Origin of the sequence: Synechococcus sp. RedBA-s (assembly GCF_024345495.1) — a bacterium.
In the GTDB taxonomy this organism is placed as follows: Bacteria; Cyanobacteriota; Cyanobacteriia; order PCC-6307; family Cyanobiaceae; genus Regnicoccus_A.
Map to the genome: position 1 here is coordinate 17,719 of NZ_JAGQBF010000024.1, position 17,352 is coordinate 35,070.

The 17,352-nt window shown below is 66.3% G+C and carries 18 protein-coding genes and 1 pseudogene; 7 read left to right on the forward strand and 12 right to left on the reverse strand.

Annotation, left to right across the window (positions count from 1 at the left end):
- Positions 1 to 2 precede the first annotated feature (2 nt).
- A complete protein-coding gene (locus KBY67_RS10735) occupies positions 3 to 653 on the forward strand; it encodes an HAD family phosphatase (protein ID WP_255111024.1) in 651 nt (216 codons plus the stop codon).
- Positions 654 to 674: 21 nt separating this feature from the next.
- Here the strand turns inward: KBY67_RS10735 and KBY67_RS10740 are convergent, their stop codons facing one another.
- Entirely contained in the window at positions 675 to 914 is a 240-nt protein-coding gene (locus KBY67_RS10740; protein ID WP_315855580.1) for a hypothetical protein, read from the reverse strand.
- A 112-nt stretch (positions 915 to 1,026) separates the two neighbouring features.
- Here KBY67_RS10740 and KBY67_RS10745 point away from each other — a divergent pair, with 112 nt between their 5' ends.
- Positions 1,027 to 2,223, forward strand: coding sequence for a fatty acid desaturase (locus KBY67_RS10745; RefSeq protein ID WP_255111026.1), 1,197 nt, complete (start codon positions 1,027 to 1,029; stop codon positions 2,221 to 2,223).
- Here the strand turns inward: KBY67_RS10745 and KBY67_RS10750 are convergent.
- A complete protein-coding gene (locus KBY67_RS10750; RefSeq protein WP_255111027.1) occupies positions 2,184 to 2,528 on the reverse strand; it encodes a hypothetical protein in 345 nt (114 codons plus the stop codon). The two genes, KBY67_RS10745 and KBY67_RS10750, sit on opposite strands and share 40 nt — an antisense overlap.
- A gap of 151 nt (positions 2,529 to 2,679) precedes the next feature.
- A pseudogene (locus KBY67_RS10755) lies at positions 2,680 to 3,615 on the reverse strand (phycobilisome rod-core linker polypeptide).
- Positions 3,616 to 4,010: 395 nt separating this feature from the next.
- On the opposite strand from KBY67_RS10755, the gene KBY67_RS10760 reads away from it, so the two are divergent.
- Entirely contained in the window at positions 4,011 to 4,232 is a 222-nt protein-coding gene (locus tag KBY67_RS10760) for a hypothetical protein (RefSeq protein WP_255111028.1), read from the forward strand.
- Here KBY67_RS10760 and lipA read toward each other — a convergent pair whose 3' ends face one another.
- Positions 4,233 to 5,135, reverse strand: a complete 903-nt coding sequence (lipA, locus tag KBY67_RS10765; protein WP_255111049.1) for a lipoyl synthase — start codon at positions 5,133 to 5,135, stop codon at positions 4,233 to 4,235.
- Positions 5,136 to 5,152: 17 nt separating this feature from the next.
- A complete protein-coding gene (gene recR, locus KBY67_RS10770) occupies positions 5,153 to 5,722 on the reverse strand; it encodes a recombination mediator RecR (RefSeq protein ID WP_255111050.1) in 570 nt (189 codons plus the stop codon).
- Positions 5,723 to 5,881: 159 nt separating this feature from the next.
- Between recR and psbP the strand changes: the two genes are divergently transcribed.
- Together psbP and KBY67_RS10780 are read left to right on the forward strand one after the other, a co-directional pair.
- Positions 5,882 to 6,454: a photosystem II reaction center PsbP gene (gene psbP, locus KBY67_RS10775; RefSeq protein WP_255111029.1), complete on the forward strand. Its 573-nt coding sequence runs from the start codon at positions 5,882 to 5,884 to the stop codon at positions 6,452 to 6,454.
- Between the two features lie 12 nt (positions 6,455 to 6,466).
- Entirely contained in the window at positions 6,467 to 7,669 is a 1,203-nt protein-coding gene (locus tag KBY67_RS10780; RefSeq protein WP_255111051.1) for an FAD-dependent oxidoreductase, read from the forward strand.
- A 50-nt stretch (positions 7,670 to 7,719) separates the two neighbouring features.
- On the opposite strand, the gene KBY67_RS10785 is transcribed toward KBY67_RS10780, so the two are convergent.
- From KBY67_RS10785 to KBY67_RS10795, 3 genes are all read right to left on the reverse strand, one after another.
- Complete coding sequence (locus tag KBY67_RS10785) at positions 7,720 to 8,589, reverse strand: LCP family protein (RefSeq protein WP_255111052.1); 870 nt, start codon at positions 8,587 to 8,589, stop codon at positions 7,720 to 7,722.
- Positions 8,590 to 8,855: 266 nt separating this feature from the next.
- Entirely contained in the window at positions 8,856 to 9,497 is a 642-nt protein-coding gene (locus KBY67_RS10790; RefSeq protein WP_255111030.1) for a ParB/Srx family N-terminal domain-containing protein, read from the reverse strand.
- A 57-nt stretch (positions 9,498 to 9,554) separates the two neighbouring features.
- On the reverse strand, positions 9,555 to 11,351 hold the full coding sequence (locus KBY67_RS10795; protein ID WP_255111031.1) for an ABC transporter ATP-binding protein: 1,797 nt from the start codon (positions 11,349 to 11,351) through the stop codon (positions 9,555 to 9,557).
- A gap of 338 nt (positions 11,352 to 11,689) precedes the next feature.
- On the opposite strand from KBY67_RS10795, the gene KBY67_RS10800 reads away from it, so the two are divergent.
- Positions 11,690 to 11,890, forward strand: coding sequence for a hypothetical protein (locus KBY67_RS10800; protein ID WP_255111032.1), 201 nt, complete (start codon positions 11,690 to 11,692; stop codon positions 11,888 to 11,890).
- A gap of 42 nt (positions 11,891 to 11,932) precedes the next feature.
- On the opposite strand, the gene KBY67_RS10805 is transcribed toward KBY67_RS10800, so the two are convergent.
- From KBY67_RS10805 to KBY67_RS10820, 4 genes are all read right to left on the reverse strand, one after another.
- A complete protein-coding gene (locus KBY67_RS10805; protein ID WP_255111033.1) occupies positions 11,933 to 12,295 on the reverse strand; it encodes a hypothetical protein in 363 nt (120 codons plus the stop codon).
- 38 nt (positions 12,296 to 12,333) lie between these two features.
- The gene (locus KBY67_RS10810; RefSeq protein ID WP_399214327.1) at positions 12,334 to 14,178 is read right to left on the reverse strand and encodes a DEAD/DEAH box helicase; all 1,845 of its coding nucleotides are present in this window, start codon (positions 14,176 to 14,178) and stop codon (positions 12,334 to 12,336) included.
- Between the two features lie 233 nt (positions 14,179 to 14,411).
- On the reverse strand, positions 14,412 to 14,819 hold the full coding sequence (locus tag KBY67_RS10815; protein WP_255111035.1) for a phosphomannose isomerase type II C-terminal cupin domain: 408 nt from the start codon (positions 14,817 to 14,819) through the stop codon (positions 14,412 to 14,414).
- Positions 14,820 to 14,825: 6 nt separating this feature from the next.
- A complete protein-coding gene (locus tag KBY67_RS10820; protein ID WP_255111036.1) occupies positions 14,826 to 15,083 on the reverse strand; it encodes a hypothetical protein in 258 nt (85 codons plus the stop codon).
- 90 nt (positions 15,084 to 15,173) lie between these two features.
- On the opposite strand from KBY67_RS10820, the gene KBY67_RS10825 reads away from it, so the two are divergent.
- Positions 15,174 to 17,342, forward strand: coding sequence for a glutamine synthetase III (locus tag KBY67_RS10825; RefSeq protein ID WP_255111037.1), 2,169 nt, complete (start codon positions 15,174 to 15,176; stop codon positions 17,340 to 17,342).
- Positions 17,343 to 17,352: the final 10 nt, after the last annotated feature.

Consider the following 17,352-nt stretch of genomic DNA (forward strand, 5'->3'; position numbering starts at 1 on the left):
GAATGAACAGCCCCGCGGCCTGTCTGTTCGACCTCGATGGTCTGCTGCTCGACACTGAGCCCCTGCACGGCCAGGCCTGGCGGCAGGCGGCACGGGAATTCGGCCTCGAGCTCACTGATCAGAAGTTGCTGCTGCTGCGTGGACGCCGGCGCCTGGATAACACCGCCAGCGTGATCGCCTGGATCGCAGCGGCGGGCCACCAGCCCCCCAGCGCCGAGCAGTTGCTGGCGGTGCAGCAGCCGATCGCTCGAGCTCTGCTGCCCGGGGCGCGGGCGATGCCTGGAGCACTTGAGCTGGTGCGGCGCTGCCGGGAGCTGGCGATTCCAATGGCCCTGGCCACCAGCAGCAGCCACGACTCCGTGGGGATCAAGTGCGCCCCCCACCCCTGGCTGGAGCTGATCGAGCTGATCGTCTGCGGGGATGACCCCGAGCTGGGGGAAGGCAAGCCCGCTCCCGACATCTTTGTGCTGGCGGCCCGGCGGCTGGGAGTGGCCGCCAGCGACTGCTGGGCGTTTGAGGATTCCCGCGCCGGCGCTGAAGCAGCCCTGGCCGCGGGCGCCCTGGTGCACGTGCTGCTCCCCGACGGCCTCGGCCGGGAGCATTACCCCCAGCAGGTGCGCTGCCTGACTTCCCTCGCTGAGCTTGAGCTCTGAGCGAGGGCCCAGGCCTGGCCCTCAGCTCTCCTGGTTGGAGCGGGTGAAGCGTTGGTAGAGGCGAAAGCCCAGGCCGCCCCACAGCAGCGTCCAGACCGTGAAGGTGGCCAGGGTGCCCAGCTGGTTGGTCTCGATTGAGTACACGCCGCTTTGGATCAAGCCGGCATCGATCAGCGATCCGCCGATCCCCCAACCCAGCACCCAGCTGATCATGAAGCCAATGGCCTGAAGGTTGCCGGTCATCGCCGCGTCGCGGAGCATCAGTGGCATTCTCCTGCGCCCGCTGGCCGGCCGGGCGGCCAGGCGGATCTGGTTAGGGTCACGCGGCTTCTGGCGCCCCCGGCCCGTTCGCTCCACTCATGCGTCAGCGTCCTTGATCCGTTCCAGCTCTCTCCGCTCCCGCCCCGAGCCCTCGAATTCCATCCGTCCCCTGAAGACAGCCGCTCCGCAGGAGCTCCGATATCCCACCAAAGCCGAGCTGCTGGCCTGCCTGACGCCTGAGCTGCTCAAGATCGACACCACCAAGGCCTGGGGCAGCCTGGGTCTCTCCCTCGGCCTCTCGTTGCTGGCCTACGGAGTGGGCAGCAGGATCCCCCTGACGCCGATCGCGGCGCCGCTCTGGCTGCTCTACGCCTTGATCACCGGCACCGTGGCCGGTGGCTGCTGGGTGATCGCCCACGAGTGCGGTCACCAGGCCTTCCACCCCAACCGCCGGGTGGAAGCAACCGTGGGATTCGTGCTGCACAGCCTGCTGCTGGTGCCTTACTTCAGCTGGCAGCGCAGCCATGCGGTGCACCATGCCAACTGCAACCACCTCGAGGGGGGTGAAACCCATGTGCCGCCGAGGGCGGGCTCAGCCTCCGCGCAGGGGGTGCAGCGCCTGGTGAGTGGTGCGGGCCCTGTGGCCTACGGGCTGTTCTCGATGGTGACCCACTTGCTGCTGGGCTGGCCGCTCTATCTCCTCATCGGTGTGGCCGGTGGTGAGGACCACGGCGCCCCCACCTCCCACTTCTGGCACGGCAGCCCCTTTCGGAATGGTCGCCGGCCTCTCTTCCCCGACTCCAGCCGTCGCGGGATGCTGCTCTCCAACGTGGGCCTGGTGGTGATGCTGCTGGCCCTGGGCCTGGCGATGGTGCTCACCTCCCCCGCTCGGGTGCTGGCGGTGTATGGCCTGCCTTACCTGGTGATCAACGCCTGGCTGGTGGGATACACCTGGCTGCAGCACACCGACACCACGATTCCCCACTTCTCCACCGCCCAGTGGACCTGGGCCAAGGGGGCCCTGCAGACGGTTGATCGGCCCTACGGACCACTGCTCAACTTTCTGCACCACGGCATTGGCTCCACCCACGTCTGCCACCACGTGAATCCCAGGATTCCCCACTACAACGCCTGGCGTGGCAATGAGCTGCTTCGTGCCCGCTACCCCGAATTGGTGCGTTTCGATCCCACGCCCATCCACCGGGCGTTGTGGCGCATCGCCAGCCGTTGTGCGGTGGTGAGCCAGCAGGGCCCAGCTGGTGGGTTCTATTACCAGGATCCGGTGGCCGTAGCCGACACCTCGGCCTGAGCCCACGGCTGAGCGGCACCAGGCTGCTGAGTTGCGCCTGGTTGCCGGTCCCCAGGGCCCGCAGCCACGGTCACCGCCGCTTCCATGGCCTGCTGGCGATAGCGGCGTAGGCAGTATTTGCAGCCGCCGGTGGTCTGCAGGTGGCGCTCTGGGGTGATCACGATCAGGCGAACGGGATGATCCAGGCAGCGGATCTTCACCGGCGTGCGATAGCTGCGGTAATCAATCTCCTCGTAGCTGTAGCGATGGCCGAACCTCTCAAGCGCCCGCTGCAGGAAGGTGTCGCGATCGATTCTCACAGCCATGGACGTTCTGACAAAGCAACCAAGCAGCGGGCGATCCAGCCCTCCATCAATCAGGGCGTGCCATTCCTACTATGGGATGAGGCACGGCGGTTCCCCCAGGAGTTTCATCTTTCTGAAGATTGATGGCCTGGTGGAACCCGGATGCCTGGCCTCAGCTCACCGTCACGTTGGTGACCCGCCCGCCGAGACGATTGACCCGTTGCAGGGCCTGGTTCATGCGGCTGAGGGGCCCGCGGATCACGTAGGCGCTGCTGCGCACATAGTCATTGTTGACCAGCCCCGTGGCGGAGATGGTGACCATCCGGCCGCTGCTGGAGCTGTTCTGCCCAGACGATACCCGCATGGCGTCCAGCCGGTGCTCCTGGGATGGGGCCCGCAGGGGTGCTTCATGGGCAAACTTGGAGGAAATCCCCGATTCGCTGCTCACCAGCGCCTTGAACGGCCCCTCGGTGGAGACGATCACCACGCGGCCACCGGCACCCCGCACCGGCATCGCTCTGTCCTGATGCAGGGCCTTGCCCAGGCGGAACTGGGTGCCGCTGGCATCCCCCTTCACTGAGGCCGCGGCTCCGCGGGCGAGCCGCATCAGCCAGGAGAACTGACGCCCCTCGTGGCCTTTGGAGTAATCTCAGCCGTGCAGGTAGGGGACACTGTCAAGGCCAAAACGCTCCTGGTATTCGTCACTGTCGAGGTAAGAATCGATCTCGGCGTCGAAACCCTGATCCTGCAGAATGGTGAAGTGATGTAGCATCTCCGCCTTGTTCTGAGGTGCACGCCCCAGCAGATGCTTGTGGTTCAGATCAATGAAGCGATAGGGATTGCAGTTCTCGAAGAATCTGGAGCGATAGAGACCGCTCTTGGCGAAAGTGCGCACCAGTCCCCGCACGTTGAGAACACCGTTGTGGAATAGGGATTCAGCTCCGTTGAGCCGCTCACTAGCCATCACATATTGCTGACCGAGTACCTGCTGATAGACAGCCCGAATGATCTTTTTGGTGTCCTGCTCGGAGCCATTCGACCAGCTTTCCCTGTTGCGATCATTGGCGAAGCGGTCAATGCCTAAGGCGGGTGCCTGGACCAGTGCCATAGGGAGGAATTCGAGTGGGACGGGAGGGAGCAGAGTGGCGACCAGTTGAGATCAAAGCCAGTCGATGGGCTGAGGCTCGAGGCCTGAAGACGAGCCTTTAGCTCTTGGCGCAAGTCGAACTCTACGCAATGTGAGCGTTTCCGCGCAATTCCACACAAGCCTTCGTCCAACGCAAGATTCCTTCACGGCAGCGGGTGGCTTGCTGCGCAAGGTCGCTCAATGTGCATCACTCGGAGGATGTGTTGCTCTCCGAATCATGATGGACGGGTCTGTATTCAGTCCTCTCAATCGTTGCCTTGGCGCTAACACGAGGAGGGCCCGTGGCATGGTGGTGGAGTCGTTCTCCGCAGCCGATGTTCTCCAGGCCCTGCCAGATCGCGGCGACATTCAGTTTGGTGGTGATTGCTCTGAGCGCTGCCTCTCAGCTCTGGATTCGTGCTGCTGAGCACAGGTTGCACTGGAGTTGTCTGCTCTATGCCTCCGGAGAAAAGCCCAGCGTTGTCATCCGCTCGATTCAGACGGTACTGCCAGGCTTCAAGGCCGAAGGTAAGGAATCGGTGGGTGGGGAGCGCCTGTACCGCCTCTGCTCCACGGTGCTGGATTCGGTCGCCTGGTGATCACTCGTCTGCGGCGTGATAGCTGCTGCGCACCAGGGGGCCGCTGCGCACCTGCTGGAAGCCCAGCTCACGGGCGATCGCCCCGAGGCCCTCAAACTCGCTGGGGTGCCAGTAGCGGGCCACCGGCAGGTGGGCGAGGGACGGGCGCAGGTACTGGCCCAGGGTGAGGCGCTGGCAGTCGGCCCGCCGCAGATCCTCCAGGGCGGCCACCACCTCCTCAAGGGATTCGCCCAGCCCCAGCATCAGCCCTGATTTTGTCGGGATTCCCGGGGCCAGCTCCCGGGCCGCCGCCAGCAGAGCCAGGGAACGTTCATAGGTGGCGCCCCGGCGCACCTCCCCCTGCAGCCGCTGCACCGTTTCCAGGTTGTGGTTGAAGCAGACCGGCCCTGCGGTCAGCACCGTCGCCAGCCGCTGGCGCTGGGCGGCTTCGCCCTCACCGCGGTGGGCATGACCGCCCCAGAAATCAGGGGTGAGCACCTCCATGGCCACCAGGGGATTGCGGCGCCGGATCGCCGCCATGGTGCCGGTGAACAGTCCGGCGCCGTGGTCGGCCAGATCATCGCGGGCCACGGCGGTGAGCACCACGTAGCGCAGGCCCAGCTGCTCCACCGCCTCCGCCACCCGCTCGGCTTCATCGGCATCGAAGGGCACGGGCTCACGGCCCTTCTCCACCTGACAGAAGGCGCAGCTGCGGGTGCAGATCGGACCGCCTAGTAGGAAGGTGGCGGTGCCAGCGGCGTAGCACTCCCCTCGGTTGGGACAGCGGCCTTCCTCACAGATGGTGTGCAGCCGCTGCCCCTTGACCACGGCCTGCACCGTTTCCAGTTCCGAGGCGCTGCCGATCGGACGGCGCAACCAGGCGGGCAGCCGCTCGGCGGGCGCGATGGCGCTGTAGCGGCTGATCGGGCGAATCATGGCGGTCACTCCATGCGGCGACGACCCTCAAGGGCCCGCGCCAGGGTGACCTCATCGGCGTACTCCAGCTCGCTGCCGACCGGCAGGCCGTAGGCGATGCGGCTCACCAGACAGAACGGCCGCAGCAGCCGGGCCAGGTAGAGGCTGGTGGTGTCCCCTTCCACGCTGGGCGGCAGGGCCAGGATCACCTCCGTCATCGCCTCCTGATCCACCCGGTTCACCAGGGGCTGGATCTGCAGCAGTTCAGGTCCGATGCCATCCATCGGCGAGATCAGCCCACCCAGCACGTGGTAGTTGCCCTTGTATTCACGGGTGCGCTCCAGGGCCAGCAGGTCGCGGGAGTCGGAGACCACACAGAGCTGGCCATTGCGGCGTTCCTCATTGAGGCAGATGTCACAGAGGGAATCAGCGGAAAGGTGGAAGCAGCGCGTGCACTGACCCACCTGGCTGCGGGCGGCGATCAGGGCATCGGCGAAGGCCTGCACCTGTTCCTCGGGCTGGCGCAGCAGGTGCAGGGCCAGGCGCTGGGCGGTGCGCGGACCGATGCCAGGCAGTCGCTCGAACTGATCGATCAGCCGCGCCAGGGGCCTGGTGAAGCCGCTCAGGAATCCGCCGCAAGTGGAGTCAATCTAGGAGCGAGGCCACCGGCAACAATGGAGTCGGTGTGATCCCCACCTCTCCCGCTTGCTCGGTATCCCATGGCGCTGCGCCCTCCGTTCCCCTGGCTTCTCTCCATGCGACGGGGTCTGCGCTGGGGAGGGCTCCGGGGCGTGCTCGGCCTGCTGCTGGGCAGCCTGCTGCTGCTGGGCGGGCTGAGCGGCTGCAGCGCGGCGGCGGCCGGGCTGAATTCCTTCCAGAGCCCCGACGGGCGCTATGCCTTCCTCTATCCCACCGGCTGGACCCGGGTGGCGGTGAGCAACGGCCCCCAGGTGGTCTTCCACGATCTGATCAACAGCGATGAGACCCTCAGCCTGGTGATCACGCAGGTGAACGCCACCAACGACCTGGAGTCCCTGGGCAGTGCTGTGGCGGTGGGCGAGAAGCTGGGTCGCATCGTGATTGCCCCGCAGGGCAGCGGCCGTGAGGCCGAACTGGTGGAGGCCAGTGAGCGTCAGGACGGCGGCCACACCTTCTACGACCTGGAATATGCGGTGCATCTCTCCGACCGTGACCGCCATGAGCTGGCCACGGTGGTGGTTGACCGCGGCCGCCTCTACACCCTGGCGGCCAGCACCAATGAACTGCGCTGGCCGAAGGTGAAGGACCTGTTCCGCAACGTGATCACCTCCTTCACCCTGCAGATCTGACGCTTGGCCGATGTGCTGGTGATCGGCGCCGGCCTGACCGGCTCCCTGGTGGCCCTGGAGCTGGCCCAGCGCGGCGCTGAGGTGGAACTGCTGGATCCGGGGCAGGGCGATGCGGCCACCGCTCTGAGTTATGGAGGCGTTCCCTGGTGGGCGGGCGCCTCCGGGCCGATGAATGAGCTGATGGCTTCAGCCCCGGCGGCCTGGCGGCAGCTGGAGCAGCGCCACGGCCCCCTGGGCTGGAGTCCCTGCAGCCTGCGCCTGCACTGGAGCGACGCCGACCCCGAGCCTGCCGCTCTAGCCGAACCTGCCGCTGAAACCGATCGGGCGGTTGGCGATCCGGCTTCCGCGGCTGGCGGCAGCGCTGTCCTGGAGCAGACCCTGGCCGGGGTGGAGGCGCTGGCGCGCCGCCATCTAGGGGCTGATCAGGTGGAGCGGCTCGCTCCTTCGCCGGCCTTCGGTGGGCGGCGGATGCTGCGGCTGGAGTACGGGCGCGTCGACAGCTGCCGGCTGGCCCTGACCCTGCCGCTGGCCCTGGAGCGCGCCGGTGTGCGCCGCCGCAGGGGCCGCTGCGGCCCCCTGCAGGCGGGAGCCCTGCCCGCCCGGCAGGTGGTGCTGGCCGCTGGAGCCGGCTGCCGGGCCCTCTGGCCGGCGTTGCCCGATCGCCTGCGGGTGAGCTGGGCCGGTGTGCTGCGCTTCGAGGCTGGCCCACTCAGCCGCGAGTGGCTGAGCGGCTCCGCATCCTTTGGGCCCAACGACATCCTCATGCCGCTGCTCGCCCAGCGCCAGGCTCTTGAGCAACGGGCGGATCAGCTGCAGCGCCCTGAGTGGATTGTCGATGCGGGTCTGGCCCCCTGGGGCGAGGGCCTGTTGCTGGGCCAGAGCAGCCTGATCAGGCCGGGCAGCTGCTGCGGCGCCCCACCCGAGGCCCCGCCCCTGGAGCTGGAGCTGCGCCAGGCGCTGGGGCGGATCGACCCCCGCCTGGGGCAGCTGGCCGCCAGCTTTGTGCAGCTGCCTGTGAGTTTCTGCAGCAGTGGTCCGCCGCTGGTGGGTCCGGTGGCAGGGGCCCCTGGGCTCTGGCTGTTTGCGGGGCTCAGCGGCCCGTTCGCTCTGGCACCCGCCCTGGCGGTGCTGCTGGCTGAGGCCATCAGCGGAGAGCGTCGGGCCCTGGAGCGGCTGCCCGGGGCTTCCACTCAACCCAGCAGCAGCTGGGGCTGAGCCTCAGAATCTGGGACCTTGAATCTGAGACCTCGAATCTGAGTCTCAGCTCAGAACAGATACCGCTCGCGGCCGTTGGGCTCATCGGTGCTGGCGTTGACGGCCTCCACATTGCGCTGCGGCCAGTCGGCTTCCCAGTAGCTGATGCCGTTGAGATCGAAGGGACGGCCGCCCAGCCGTTCCGCGTCAAAACGGGTGGTGGCCATGGCCGTGATCAGTCCGCCGATTTCCATGGGCCCCAGGTCTGTTTGGAGGTCCTGGCCGGCCGCTGCGATCAGGCTCGGCAGCCGCACCAGGTTCTCGGGGCGGGTCAGTTTGCTGAACAGGGCGGTGAGCACCAGCTTCTGGCGGTCGATCCGGCCGATATCGCCCTCCTCATCATGGCGCCAGCGCAGGAATCCCTCCAGGTCTCGGCCCTTGAGGGTCTGCAGGCCCGGCTGCAGGTCGATGTAGAGGCCCTGGCTGTTGTCGACGTAATACATGCGCTTGGGCACGTTCACTTCGACACCGCCGAGCACATCGCCCATGCGCCGGATCGCCCCCAGGTTCACCAGCAGGTGATGGTCGATCGGTCGGCCCATCCGCTCCGAGAGCTCCTGCTTGACCGCATCGGCTCCGCCGTAGGCATAGAGGGCGTTGGCCTTGATGCCGCCGAAGCGGGCTGAGTCGATGTAGGTGTCTCTGGGCACCTGGGTGACATTGGTGACGCCGTTCTCGATGCGGATCGAGAACATCACATCGGTGTTGCCACCGCCCACATCAGTGCCGAGCACCAGCACATCACGACCATTGGCGCCCCAGGCGGCGAAGGGATTGCTGAGCTGGCCGGTGAGCCTGGCGGTCTGGCTGGCCCAGTCGCGTGGCAGCACCGAAGACAGGGGGCCGGAGAGGGCCAGACCTCCCGCGAGGCCCATCAGCATCGCCAGGGCGATGGTCAGGGGACGGGACCCCTGGTGAGCACTCACGGGCGCCGGGGGGAGTTGGCGCTTCAAGACCACAGCGGAGCAATGGTCGTGTCAACGACGGGCATCGGCTGCTGGGCGTGGAAGGAAGCGCTGGGCATAGGCATTGGCGACAGGAGCAGAGTTGTGGCCCTTTGTCACATTGATGAAACCTTATTTCATCCACGCCGATCCGCTCCCCCTCGGCCCGGACGGATTTGTTCCAGTTCCTGGGCTGGACCCACTCAGATGGACGGCGGTCCCCCATGGCCCAGCTGTCCCTGCAGCAGTCTTCTCGCTGCAGGCAGGGCGGGCCTCAGGTCCATGGAGTCAAAGGCGGGCAGCTCCTGGCGACGCAACCAGCGGCCCCAGTGAAACTCCAGGAAGGGCACCTGGGGCTGGGCGCGGATCAGCCCCTCCTGCCTCAGCTTCCAGACCAGGCTGCGGAAGGGATCGTCTTCCAGGCCGCCCAGGTCAATCGGCAGCCGCTCGGGCGGTAGAGGGCCCCGGTCTTCGCCATCCCGCAGATACAGCCAACCGCGGCGGTTCAGCTCCTCCAGGCAGTGAGCGCGACTGGCTCCCACCAGCTCCAGCACCACCGCGCAGAAGGCTGTGGCGCTGGAATCCACCTCCATCAGGGCCCGCAGCCGGTGGTGACGATCGATCATCCAGTGCTCCCCGGCGCTGCTCACCGCCACCGGCACCGGTCGGGTACGCAGATAACGCCTGCGCTCCGCCGCCGATTCCCTGGCGAAATCCCTGGCCCTGGAGCGTACTTCCGCCAGCCCCAGACAGAGCTGGGTGGGCTGCAGCCGGCCGATGGGCAGCTCCAGTAGGTCTTGCCGGGCCAGGGGCGGCAGCTCGAGGGGACCGGGTGTCTGGGCCATGGGCGAGGGCCCGCCGCCGTTGGGGACCTGAGATCACATCAGCCCATGCTGGTGCATTCAGGCCAGGAGTGCTTCGTCGGCGCGCAGACCGGCCTGCACCCGCCAGAGTCGAGCGTAGGCACCGCCGCGGCGCAACAGGTCGTCGTGGCAGCCCTGCTCGACGATCCGGCCCTGCTCCAGCACCACGATCCGATCGGCATGGCGCACGGTGCTGAGCCGATGGGCGATCACCAGGGTGGTGCGCTCGGCGGTGATCAGCTCCAGTGAGCGCTGGATCGCGGCCTCCGTTTCGTTATCGACGGCGGCCGTGGCCTCATCGAGGATCAGCACCGGTGGGTTCTTGAGAATGGCCCTGGCCAGGGCGATGCGCTGGCGCTGGCCGCCCGAGAGCCGCTGGCCCCGCTCCCCCACCAGGGTGTCGTATCCCTGGGGAAGCGCTTCGATGAAGTCACTGGCTTCGGCCAGGGCAGCGGCCCGCTCGATCGCGCTGGGGCTGGCGTCAAATGTTCCGTAGGCGATGTTCTCGCCCACGCTGCCGTGGAACAGGAACACCTCCTGGCTCACCAGGCCGATGGCATGGCGCAGGTCGCCCAGTTGCAGCTCCTGAATCGGCTGGTCATCCAGCAGGATTTCCCCTGCCTGCACGGCATAGAGCCGCAGCAGCAACTTCACCAGGGTGCTCTTGCCGGAGCCCGTGGCCCCCACGATGCCCACCGTGTGCCCGGCCGGCACCGCCAGGGAAAAGTCGACCAGCAGGGGGTCCCGGCCGGCATAGCCGAAGCTCACCGAGCGGAATTCGATGACGCCGCGCACACCGGACAGGGGCAGGGGTCGCTCGCCGCCGGGGATGGCAATGGGGGTCTCCAGCAGATCCAACACCCGGTTGCTTGAGGCCATGGCCCGCTGGTAGTCGTCGAGGGTGCGCCCCAGGGTGGTGAGGGGCCACAGCAGCCGCTGGGTGATGAACACCAGGAAGCTGTAGGAGCCCACAGCGATCGTGCCCCGCCAGGCCTGCAGTCCGCCGATCACCAGGATCGCCAGGAAGGCGAAAAGGATGGCAAAACGGATCAGGGGAATGAAGGCGGCCGAGAGGCGAATGGCTCGCTGGTTGCTTTGCCGGTAGGCCTCGCTCTGACCGCTGATGCGCTCCAGCTCCCAGGACTCGGCTGCATAGCTCTTGATCGTGAGCATCCCGCCGAGGTTGTTCGAGAGGCTGCTGTTGAGATCGCCGGCCCGATCACGCACCTCGCGGTAACGGGGAGCCAGTCGTTTCTGGAACCGAATCGAGCCCCAGAGGATCACCGGGATGGGCAGAAAGGCCACCCCGGCCACACCGGGTGAGATGGCCGCCATCACCGCACCGACCGCCAGCACGGTGGTGCTCAGCTGCAGCAGCTCGTTGGCGCCGTGGTCGAGAAAACGCTCCAGTTGGTTGATGTCGTCGTTGAGGATCGCCATCAGCCGGCCGCTGCTGCCGGCCTCGAAGAAGGCCATCTCCAGCTGCTGCAGGTGGCCATAGGCCTCCAGCCTGAGCTCGTGCTGCATGGTCTGGGCCAGATTGCGCCAGAGCACCCCGTAGAGGTATTCGAACAGGGATTCGGCGCTCCAGATCACAAAGGAGGCCACCGCCAGGGCCGTGAGCTGGGAGGGAACGCTGCGCAGCCCCAGATCAGCCAGCCAGGAGGTCTGCTGACGCACCACCACATCCACCGCTAGGCCGATCAGCACCGGTGGGGCCAGATCGAAGAGCTTGTTGAGCACCGAGCAGATCGAGGCCAGCCAGACCAGCCGCCGGTGGGGCCTCAGGGCCTGCAACAGGCGGTTGATCGGGCTGCGCGCGCTCGGATGGGCCATGAACTCAGGCGACTGGGCATCGGCCCGTGGGGCCAGAGGCCATTTAAAGGGGCCAGCCGCAGCGACGGACTTCAGCTCAGGACCGCTCAGATCAGTCCTGCGATGCGCAGATCGCGGCAATGATACAGGAGCGAAACGCCTGGAGTCCTGCCGGCGGCGTTCTGCTGCGCCTCATGCACAATTTAAAGCCTGCGCTGCAGCCTCTTTGGTCTGAGAGTGAGGCGAATCAGGGCTAGATGTCGAAGCGTAAAGCAGATTGGAAGCAAATCCAAGGAATGGGGGCCGGCGGCGAGGGATGTCCCAATGTCATGAAACCAAGACGCATTGATCCCGACGCCATGGCTGCCCCTGTTCCCTGGAGCCTCGACTGGTGTGAGGACGGCGAGCTCGCCCCCCAGGATCGCTTTGATCTGCTGCAGACCCTGGTGCTCAGTGAGACATCCGAGGTCCAGGTCACTCTGATCGCGGCCATGGAACGGCTCAGCCTGAGCCAGGTGAGTGTATTGCAAACCGACTATGTCACCGGGATGTGCGCCTGAGTTCTGAGCACAGGCCAGGCATTCAGGGGCAGTAGACGGTTTTCAGAGGCTGTAGCGGGCGATGGTGCGTAGGCGGCAGGTGTTCTGCGCCACATCAAGGCCCGCCCCAAGGTTCACCTGATCCAGGAAACAGGAGCAGGCGAAGGTCCCAAGCCCAGGTGGCTGAACCTTGCGTGCCGCCTGGAAGGCCGCACTGACGGTGGCTTGACAGAATTTGCTGACTTGCTCATCCCGCTGGCTGCCGCCCGCCGAGGCTTTGAGCACTGCCTCGGCCTCCGCGGGCCCCGCCGTCATCGTCAGATCAGCCAGGCCCGCCAGCCCCACCGTGGCCAGACGGAGCAACATCCCAACCGAGCTGGAAGGACTGCGCTGGCCGGTGGCCTTGGTGCTGGAGAGGGCTGACATAGGGGCGGAAACAAGGCGGTATGGCGGCTCGAGCTGACTCAGGACTGGTGCCGGGTGATCTGAAGCTCTTTGTTCATCACCCGCAGCCGCCGCAGGGCGGTGAACACATCTTCGGGCATTCCACTGGGGAGATCCACGGTGCTGTGCGTGTCAAAGATTTGGATGCGACCGATGCTGCGACCGGTCAGGCCGGCTTCGTTGGCGATGGCTCCAACAATGTTGCCGGGCTTGACCCGGTCCTGCCAGCCCACCTCGATCCGGAACCGCTCCATGTCGGCATCTGGGGGAGTGGAGGCCTCGAGGCGGCCGCCGCCGGATCGGGAGGGGGAGCGGCGATCACCGCCGCGGCGGTCGTCGTCACCGCCGCGCTGGCGGTCGCGGCTGGGGGCGGCCTGGTGCCAGCTTTCGGTGCCCTGCACCAGCAAGGGGCGATCGCCCACGGCCAGTTGCAGGGCGGCCAGGGCCAGCTGCTCGGGAGTGGTGCCGATCTCGCTGCCCACCCGCTGCAGGATTTCGCTCAGCAGAGCCAGCTCCTGCTCGTTGGAGCGGGGGGTCCCCACCAGGGCGGTGAGGCGCTCGCGCAGACGATCGAGCCTGCTCTGGTTGATGTCGGCATTGCTGGGCACGTCCATCGGCGTGATCGCCTTGCCCACGGTCCGCTCCAGGCCGCCGAGAAAACGGCGTTCGCGGGGGGTGAGGAACAGGATCGCGTCGCCCTGGCGGCCCGCCCGGCCGGTGCGGCCGATGCGGTGCACATAGGCCTCGCTGTCAAAGGGGATGTCGTAGTTGATGACCAGGGTGATCCGATCCACATCCAGGCCCCGGGCGGCCACGTCGGTGGCCACGAGCACGTTTACCTGGCCACTGCGCAGCCGCTCCACCGTGCGCTCCCGCTGGTTCTGGGGCACATCGCCGTTGAGCACGGCCACGTCGTAGCCCTGTTGCTCCAGGGCTTCGGACACGGTGAGGGTGATCGCCTTGGTGCGAGCGAAAATGATCACGCCCCCGCTGGTCTCTGCTTCGAGCACTCGGGTGAGCGCCTCGAGTTTCTGGGCTCCGTGCACCACCAGATGGCGCTGGCGAATGGTGCTGTTCTCGGCACCCTTCTGCTGAATGGTGACCTCAGCCGGGTTCTGCAGATACTTGCGCGAGAGCCGGCGGATCTCCGAGGGCATGGTGGCGGAGAAGAGCACCACCTGGCGCTGCTCGGGGAGTTGCTCCAGCACCCACTCGACGTCGTCGATGAAGCCCATGCGCAGCATTTCGTCGGCTTCATCGAGCACAAGGCAGCGCAGCCCGGAGAGATCGAGGGTGCCCTGGCGCATGTGGTCCATCACCCGGCCGGGGGTGCCCACCACGATTTGTACGCCGCGCTTGAGGCGAACGATCTGGTCACGGAAATCGGCACCGCCATAGATGGGCAGCACCCGCACCTGGGGGAGCTTGGCGGCGTAGCCGTTGAAGGCTTCAGCCACCTGAAGGGCCAGTTCACGGGTGGGGGTGAGCACCAGCACCTGGGGGGTGCGCTGCTGGGGGTCGAGGCGGGCCAGCAGGGGCAGGGCGAAGGCAGCGGTCTTGCCGGTGCCCGTCTGGGCCTGGCCCACCAGGTCGCGGCCAAGCATCAGCTCGGGAATGGCGGCCTTCTGAATCGGTGAAGGGTCGCTATAGCCGCAATCGGCCACGGCGGCGAGGAGCTCAGCCCCGAGGCCGAACCTGGCGAACCCGTTAGCAGGGGGGGGATCAGCCTCCTCAGTGGGTTGATCAAGGGGGCCAATCAGGGTGGACTCGACGGCGGTGACTTCGGCCGAAGGCTGCCCTTCAAGGGCACTCAGATCGACGCTGCTGGAGAGAGTGCCGGGCTGGATGGAGGGGGTGGTGGTGATGGGATCGCTCGCGATGGGTTGGATGGGGGATTGGGCGGGATGGTCGCTCAGGTCGATGGAGCACGCAAAGCTCTCGCTCGCGTTGAACTGGGTCACGATGAGTTGATGGGGCCTTGGCCTGGGAGTTCCTTCAACGCAGGCCGGCAGGTACCCGTATCTCGCGGCCACAGGGCCTGAAAAAAGACTGCCTTGCCCTTTATTAAAGGGTGAGTATTAACTGTAACACCTCGCCCTCAGCGACTCCCCCTGGGCCCAACGGCTCCGGGGGATGTGGGTCCCCCCAGTCGTCCGTAGTCGTCGGCGAAGCGCTCGATATCGTCGTCGCTGAGGGCATCGCCCCGCTGCACCTCGACGATCATCAGCCCCTGCTCCCCGGAGCTGGCCCGGTGCACAGCCAGGGTGGGGATGGTCAGCGTCGTGCCAGGCGCTGCCCTCAGCAGTGTGCCCGCGCACTCAAGGATGCCGGCACCTTCCACGACCACCCAGTGCTCGCTGCGGTGGTGATGGCGTTGAAGGCTGATGCGGCTGGAGGGATGCAACCAGAGCCGCTTGATCAGGTAGCCCTGACCACTGGCGAGGGTCTCGAACCAGCCCCAGGGGCGTTCGCTGCGGTGCTCGCTTCGCCTGGCCGGTTCCGCCATGGCCGATCAGCCAAAGGCGGCCGGTTTCCAGGCCTGGGCCCTGGCCTGGCTGATTTCGGCGATCTTGTCGTGGGCGTGCAGACGGCGCTGAATCTGGTTGCTGCAGCCCTGCCAGGTGGGCGGAGTGGTGCTGGCGTCGAAGCAGGCTTCGCTGCGGTCATCCAGCATCCGGCCCAGGGTCGGCTCCTCACCCTGGGGGCCCGGCAGCAGAAGGTAGTAGCGGATCATGCGTACCGGGCACGGAATGACTCCAGTCTGTCCCATGGCGGTGGGGTCGCCTGGCGTCTCTGTAGCAACGGCTTCTTCTCAGGGCATGGCTGCCGTCTTGGATGCCCCGCAGACACATGGTCTGAGATGCCCAGCACCAATCGCCTTGCCGCCATTCAGCGCACCCAGGAGCGCCCAGCGACGGTCACGGCCCCCATCGCCTCCCTTGATGAGATCTGGGCCGCTGACGTCTTCAACCTCTCGAAGATGAAGTCATCCTTGCCCAAGGAGATCTTCAAGTCGGTTCAGAAGACGATCAAGGAGGGAGGCAAGCTCGATGTCTCCGTCGCCAACGTGGTGGCCCAGGCGATGAAGGACTGGGCCGTGAGCCGCGGCGCCCTCTACTACGCCCACGTCTTCTACCCGCTCACCAATTCCACCGCCGAGAAGCACGACGGTTTCATTTCCACCCAGAGCGACGGCTCCGCCATCTGTGAATTCACCGGCAAGGTGCTGGTGCAGGGGGAACCGGACGGCTCCTCCTTCCCCAACGGCGGCATTCGCTCCACGTTCGAGGCGCGTGGCTATACCGCCTGGGACATCACCAGCCCGGCCTTCCTGATGTCGACGCCCAATGGCGTCACCCTCTGCATTCCCACCGTCTTCGTGTCGTGGACAGGAGAGGCCCTCGATAAGAAAACGCCGCTGCTGCGCTCCAACGCGGCCATGAACAAGCAGGCCCAGCGTCTGCTGAAGCTGCTGGGCAACACCGACGTGGCCCCGGTGAACTCCAGCTGTGGCGCTGAGCAGGAGTACTTCCTGGTGGACAGCGCGTTCGTGAGCCTCCGCCCCGACCTGCTGCTCACTGGCCGCACCCTCTTTGGCAGCCCATCCCCCAAGGGTCAGCAATTTGATGACCACTACTTCGGTGCGATCCCCCAGAGGGTTCAGATCTTCATGCAGGACGTGGAGTACCAGATGTACCGGTTGGGCATCCCCGCCAAGACTCGTCACAACGAAGTGGCGCCCGGCCAGTTCGAGCTGGCCCCCTTCTTCGAGGCGGCCAACGTGGCCACCGACCACCAGCAGCTGACCATGACGTTGCTGAAGAACACGGCGCGCAAGCACGGCATGAACTGCCTGCTGCACGAGAAGCCCTTCGAGGGCATCAACGGCTCCGGCAAGCACGTGAACTGGTCGGTGGGTAACGCCACCCAGGGCAACCTGCTCGATCCCGGCAGCAGCCCGGAGGAGAACATGCAGTTCCTGCTGTTCTGCGGAGCGGTGATCCGTGGCGTCCATCTCTACGGGCCGCTGCTGCGTGCCGTGGTGGCCACGGCCGGCAACGATCACCGCCTCGGTGCCAACGAAGCTCCTCCGGCGATCATCTCCGTGTACCTCGGCAGCCAACTGGAGGAGGTCTTCACGATGATCAAGAACGGCAACCTCGGCAGCACCGATCACGGTGGCCTGATGCAGCTGGGCGTCGACACCTTGCCGGAGTTTCCCAAGGATCCCGGCGATCGCAACCGCACCTCCCCCTTCGCCTTCACCGGCAACCGTTTCGAGTTCAGGGCTGTGGGCTCGAACCAGTCAGTGGCGGGCCCGCTGGTGGCGATGAACACGATGATGGCTGACTCCCTCAAGTTCATCTGCGATGAGATGGAGTCGAAGATGGCTGCCGGAGCCAGCCTTGAGGACGCCGCCGCAGCTGTCCTCAAGGCCATCATGGAACAGCACGGCAACGTCGTCTTCGGCGGTGACGGCTACTCCAGCGAGTGGCACCAGATGGCCGTCAACGAGCGGGGGCTGGAGAACCTGCCCACCACAGCCGACGCCCTGCTCGTGCTTGAGCGCGACAACGTCAAGGACCTGTTCGCGCGCACGGGGGTGCTCACCCCGGTGGAACTGCAGAGCCGCTTCGAGGTCTACGCCGAGCAGTACGTGCTGGCGGTGGAAGTGGAGGCCAAGCTGGCCCTGCAGATCGCCCGCATCCAGGTCTATCCCGCTGTGATGGAGTATCTCGGCAACCTGGCCAATTCCCTGCGTTACCAGGAGGATCTGGGCCTTCCCCCCGATCGGGCCATGGCCGGCCGCATCGCCAGCCTCAACCAGGAGCTCCTGGCCAACTGCACAGCGCTGGAATCAGCCCTGCCGAATCCTCCCCACGACCCTGTCGCGCACATGCGTCACTGCGCCGACACGCTGCTGCCGCTGATGCACAAGATCCGCGAGGCCGTCGACGGGCTCGAAACCCTGGTCGACGACAACACCTGGCCGCTGCCCACCTACCAGGAGATGCTGTTCATCCGCTGAACCTGAGGGG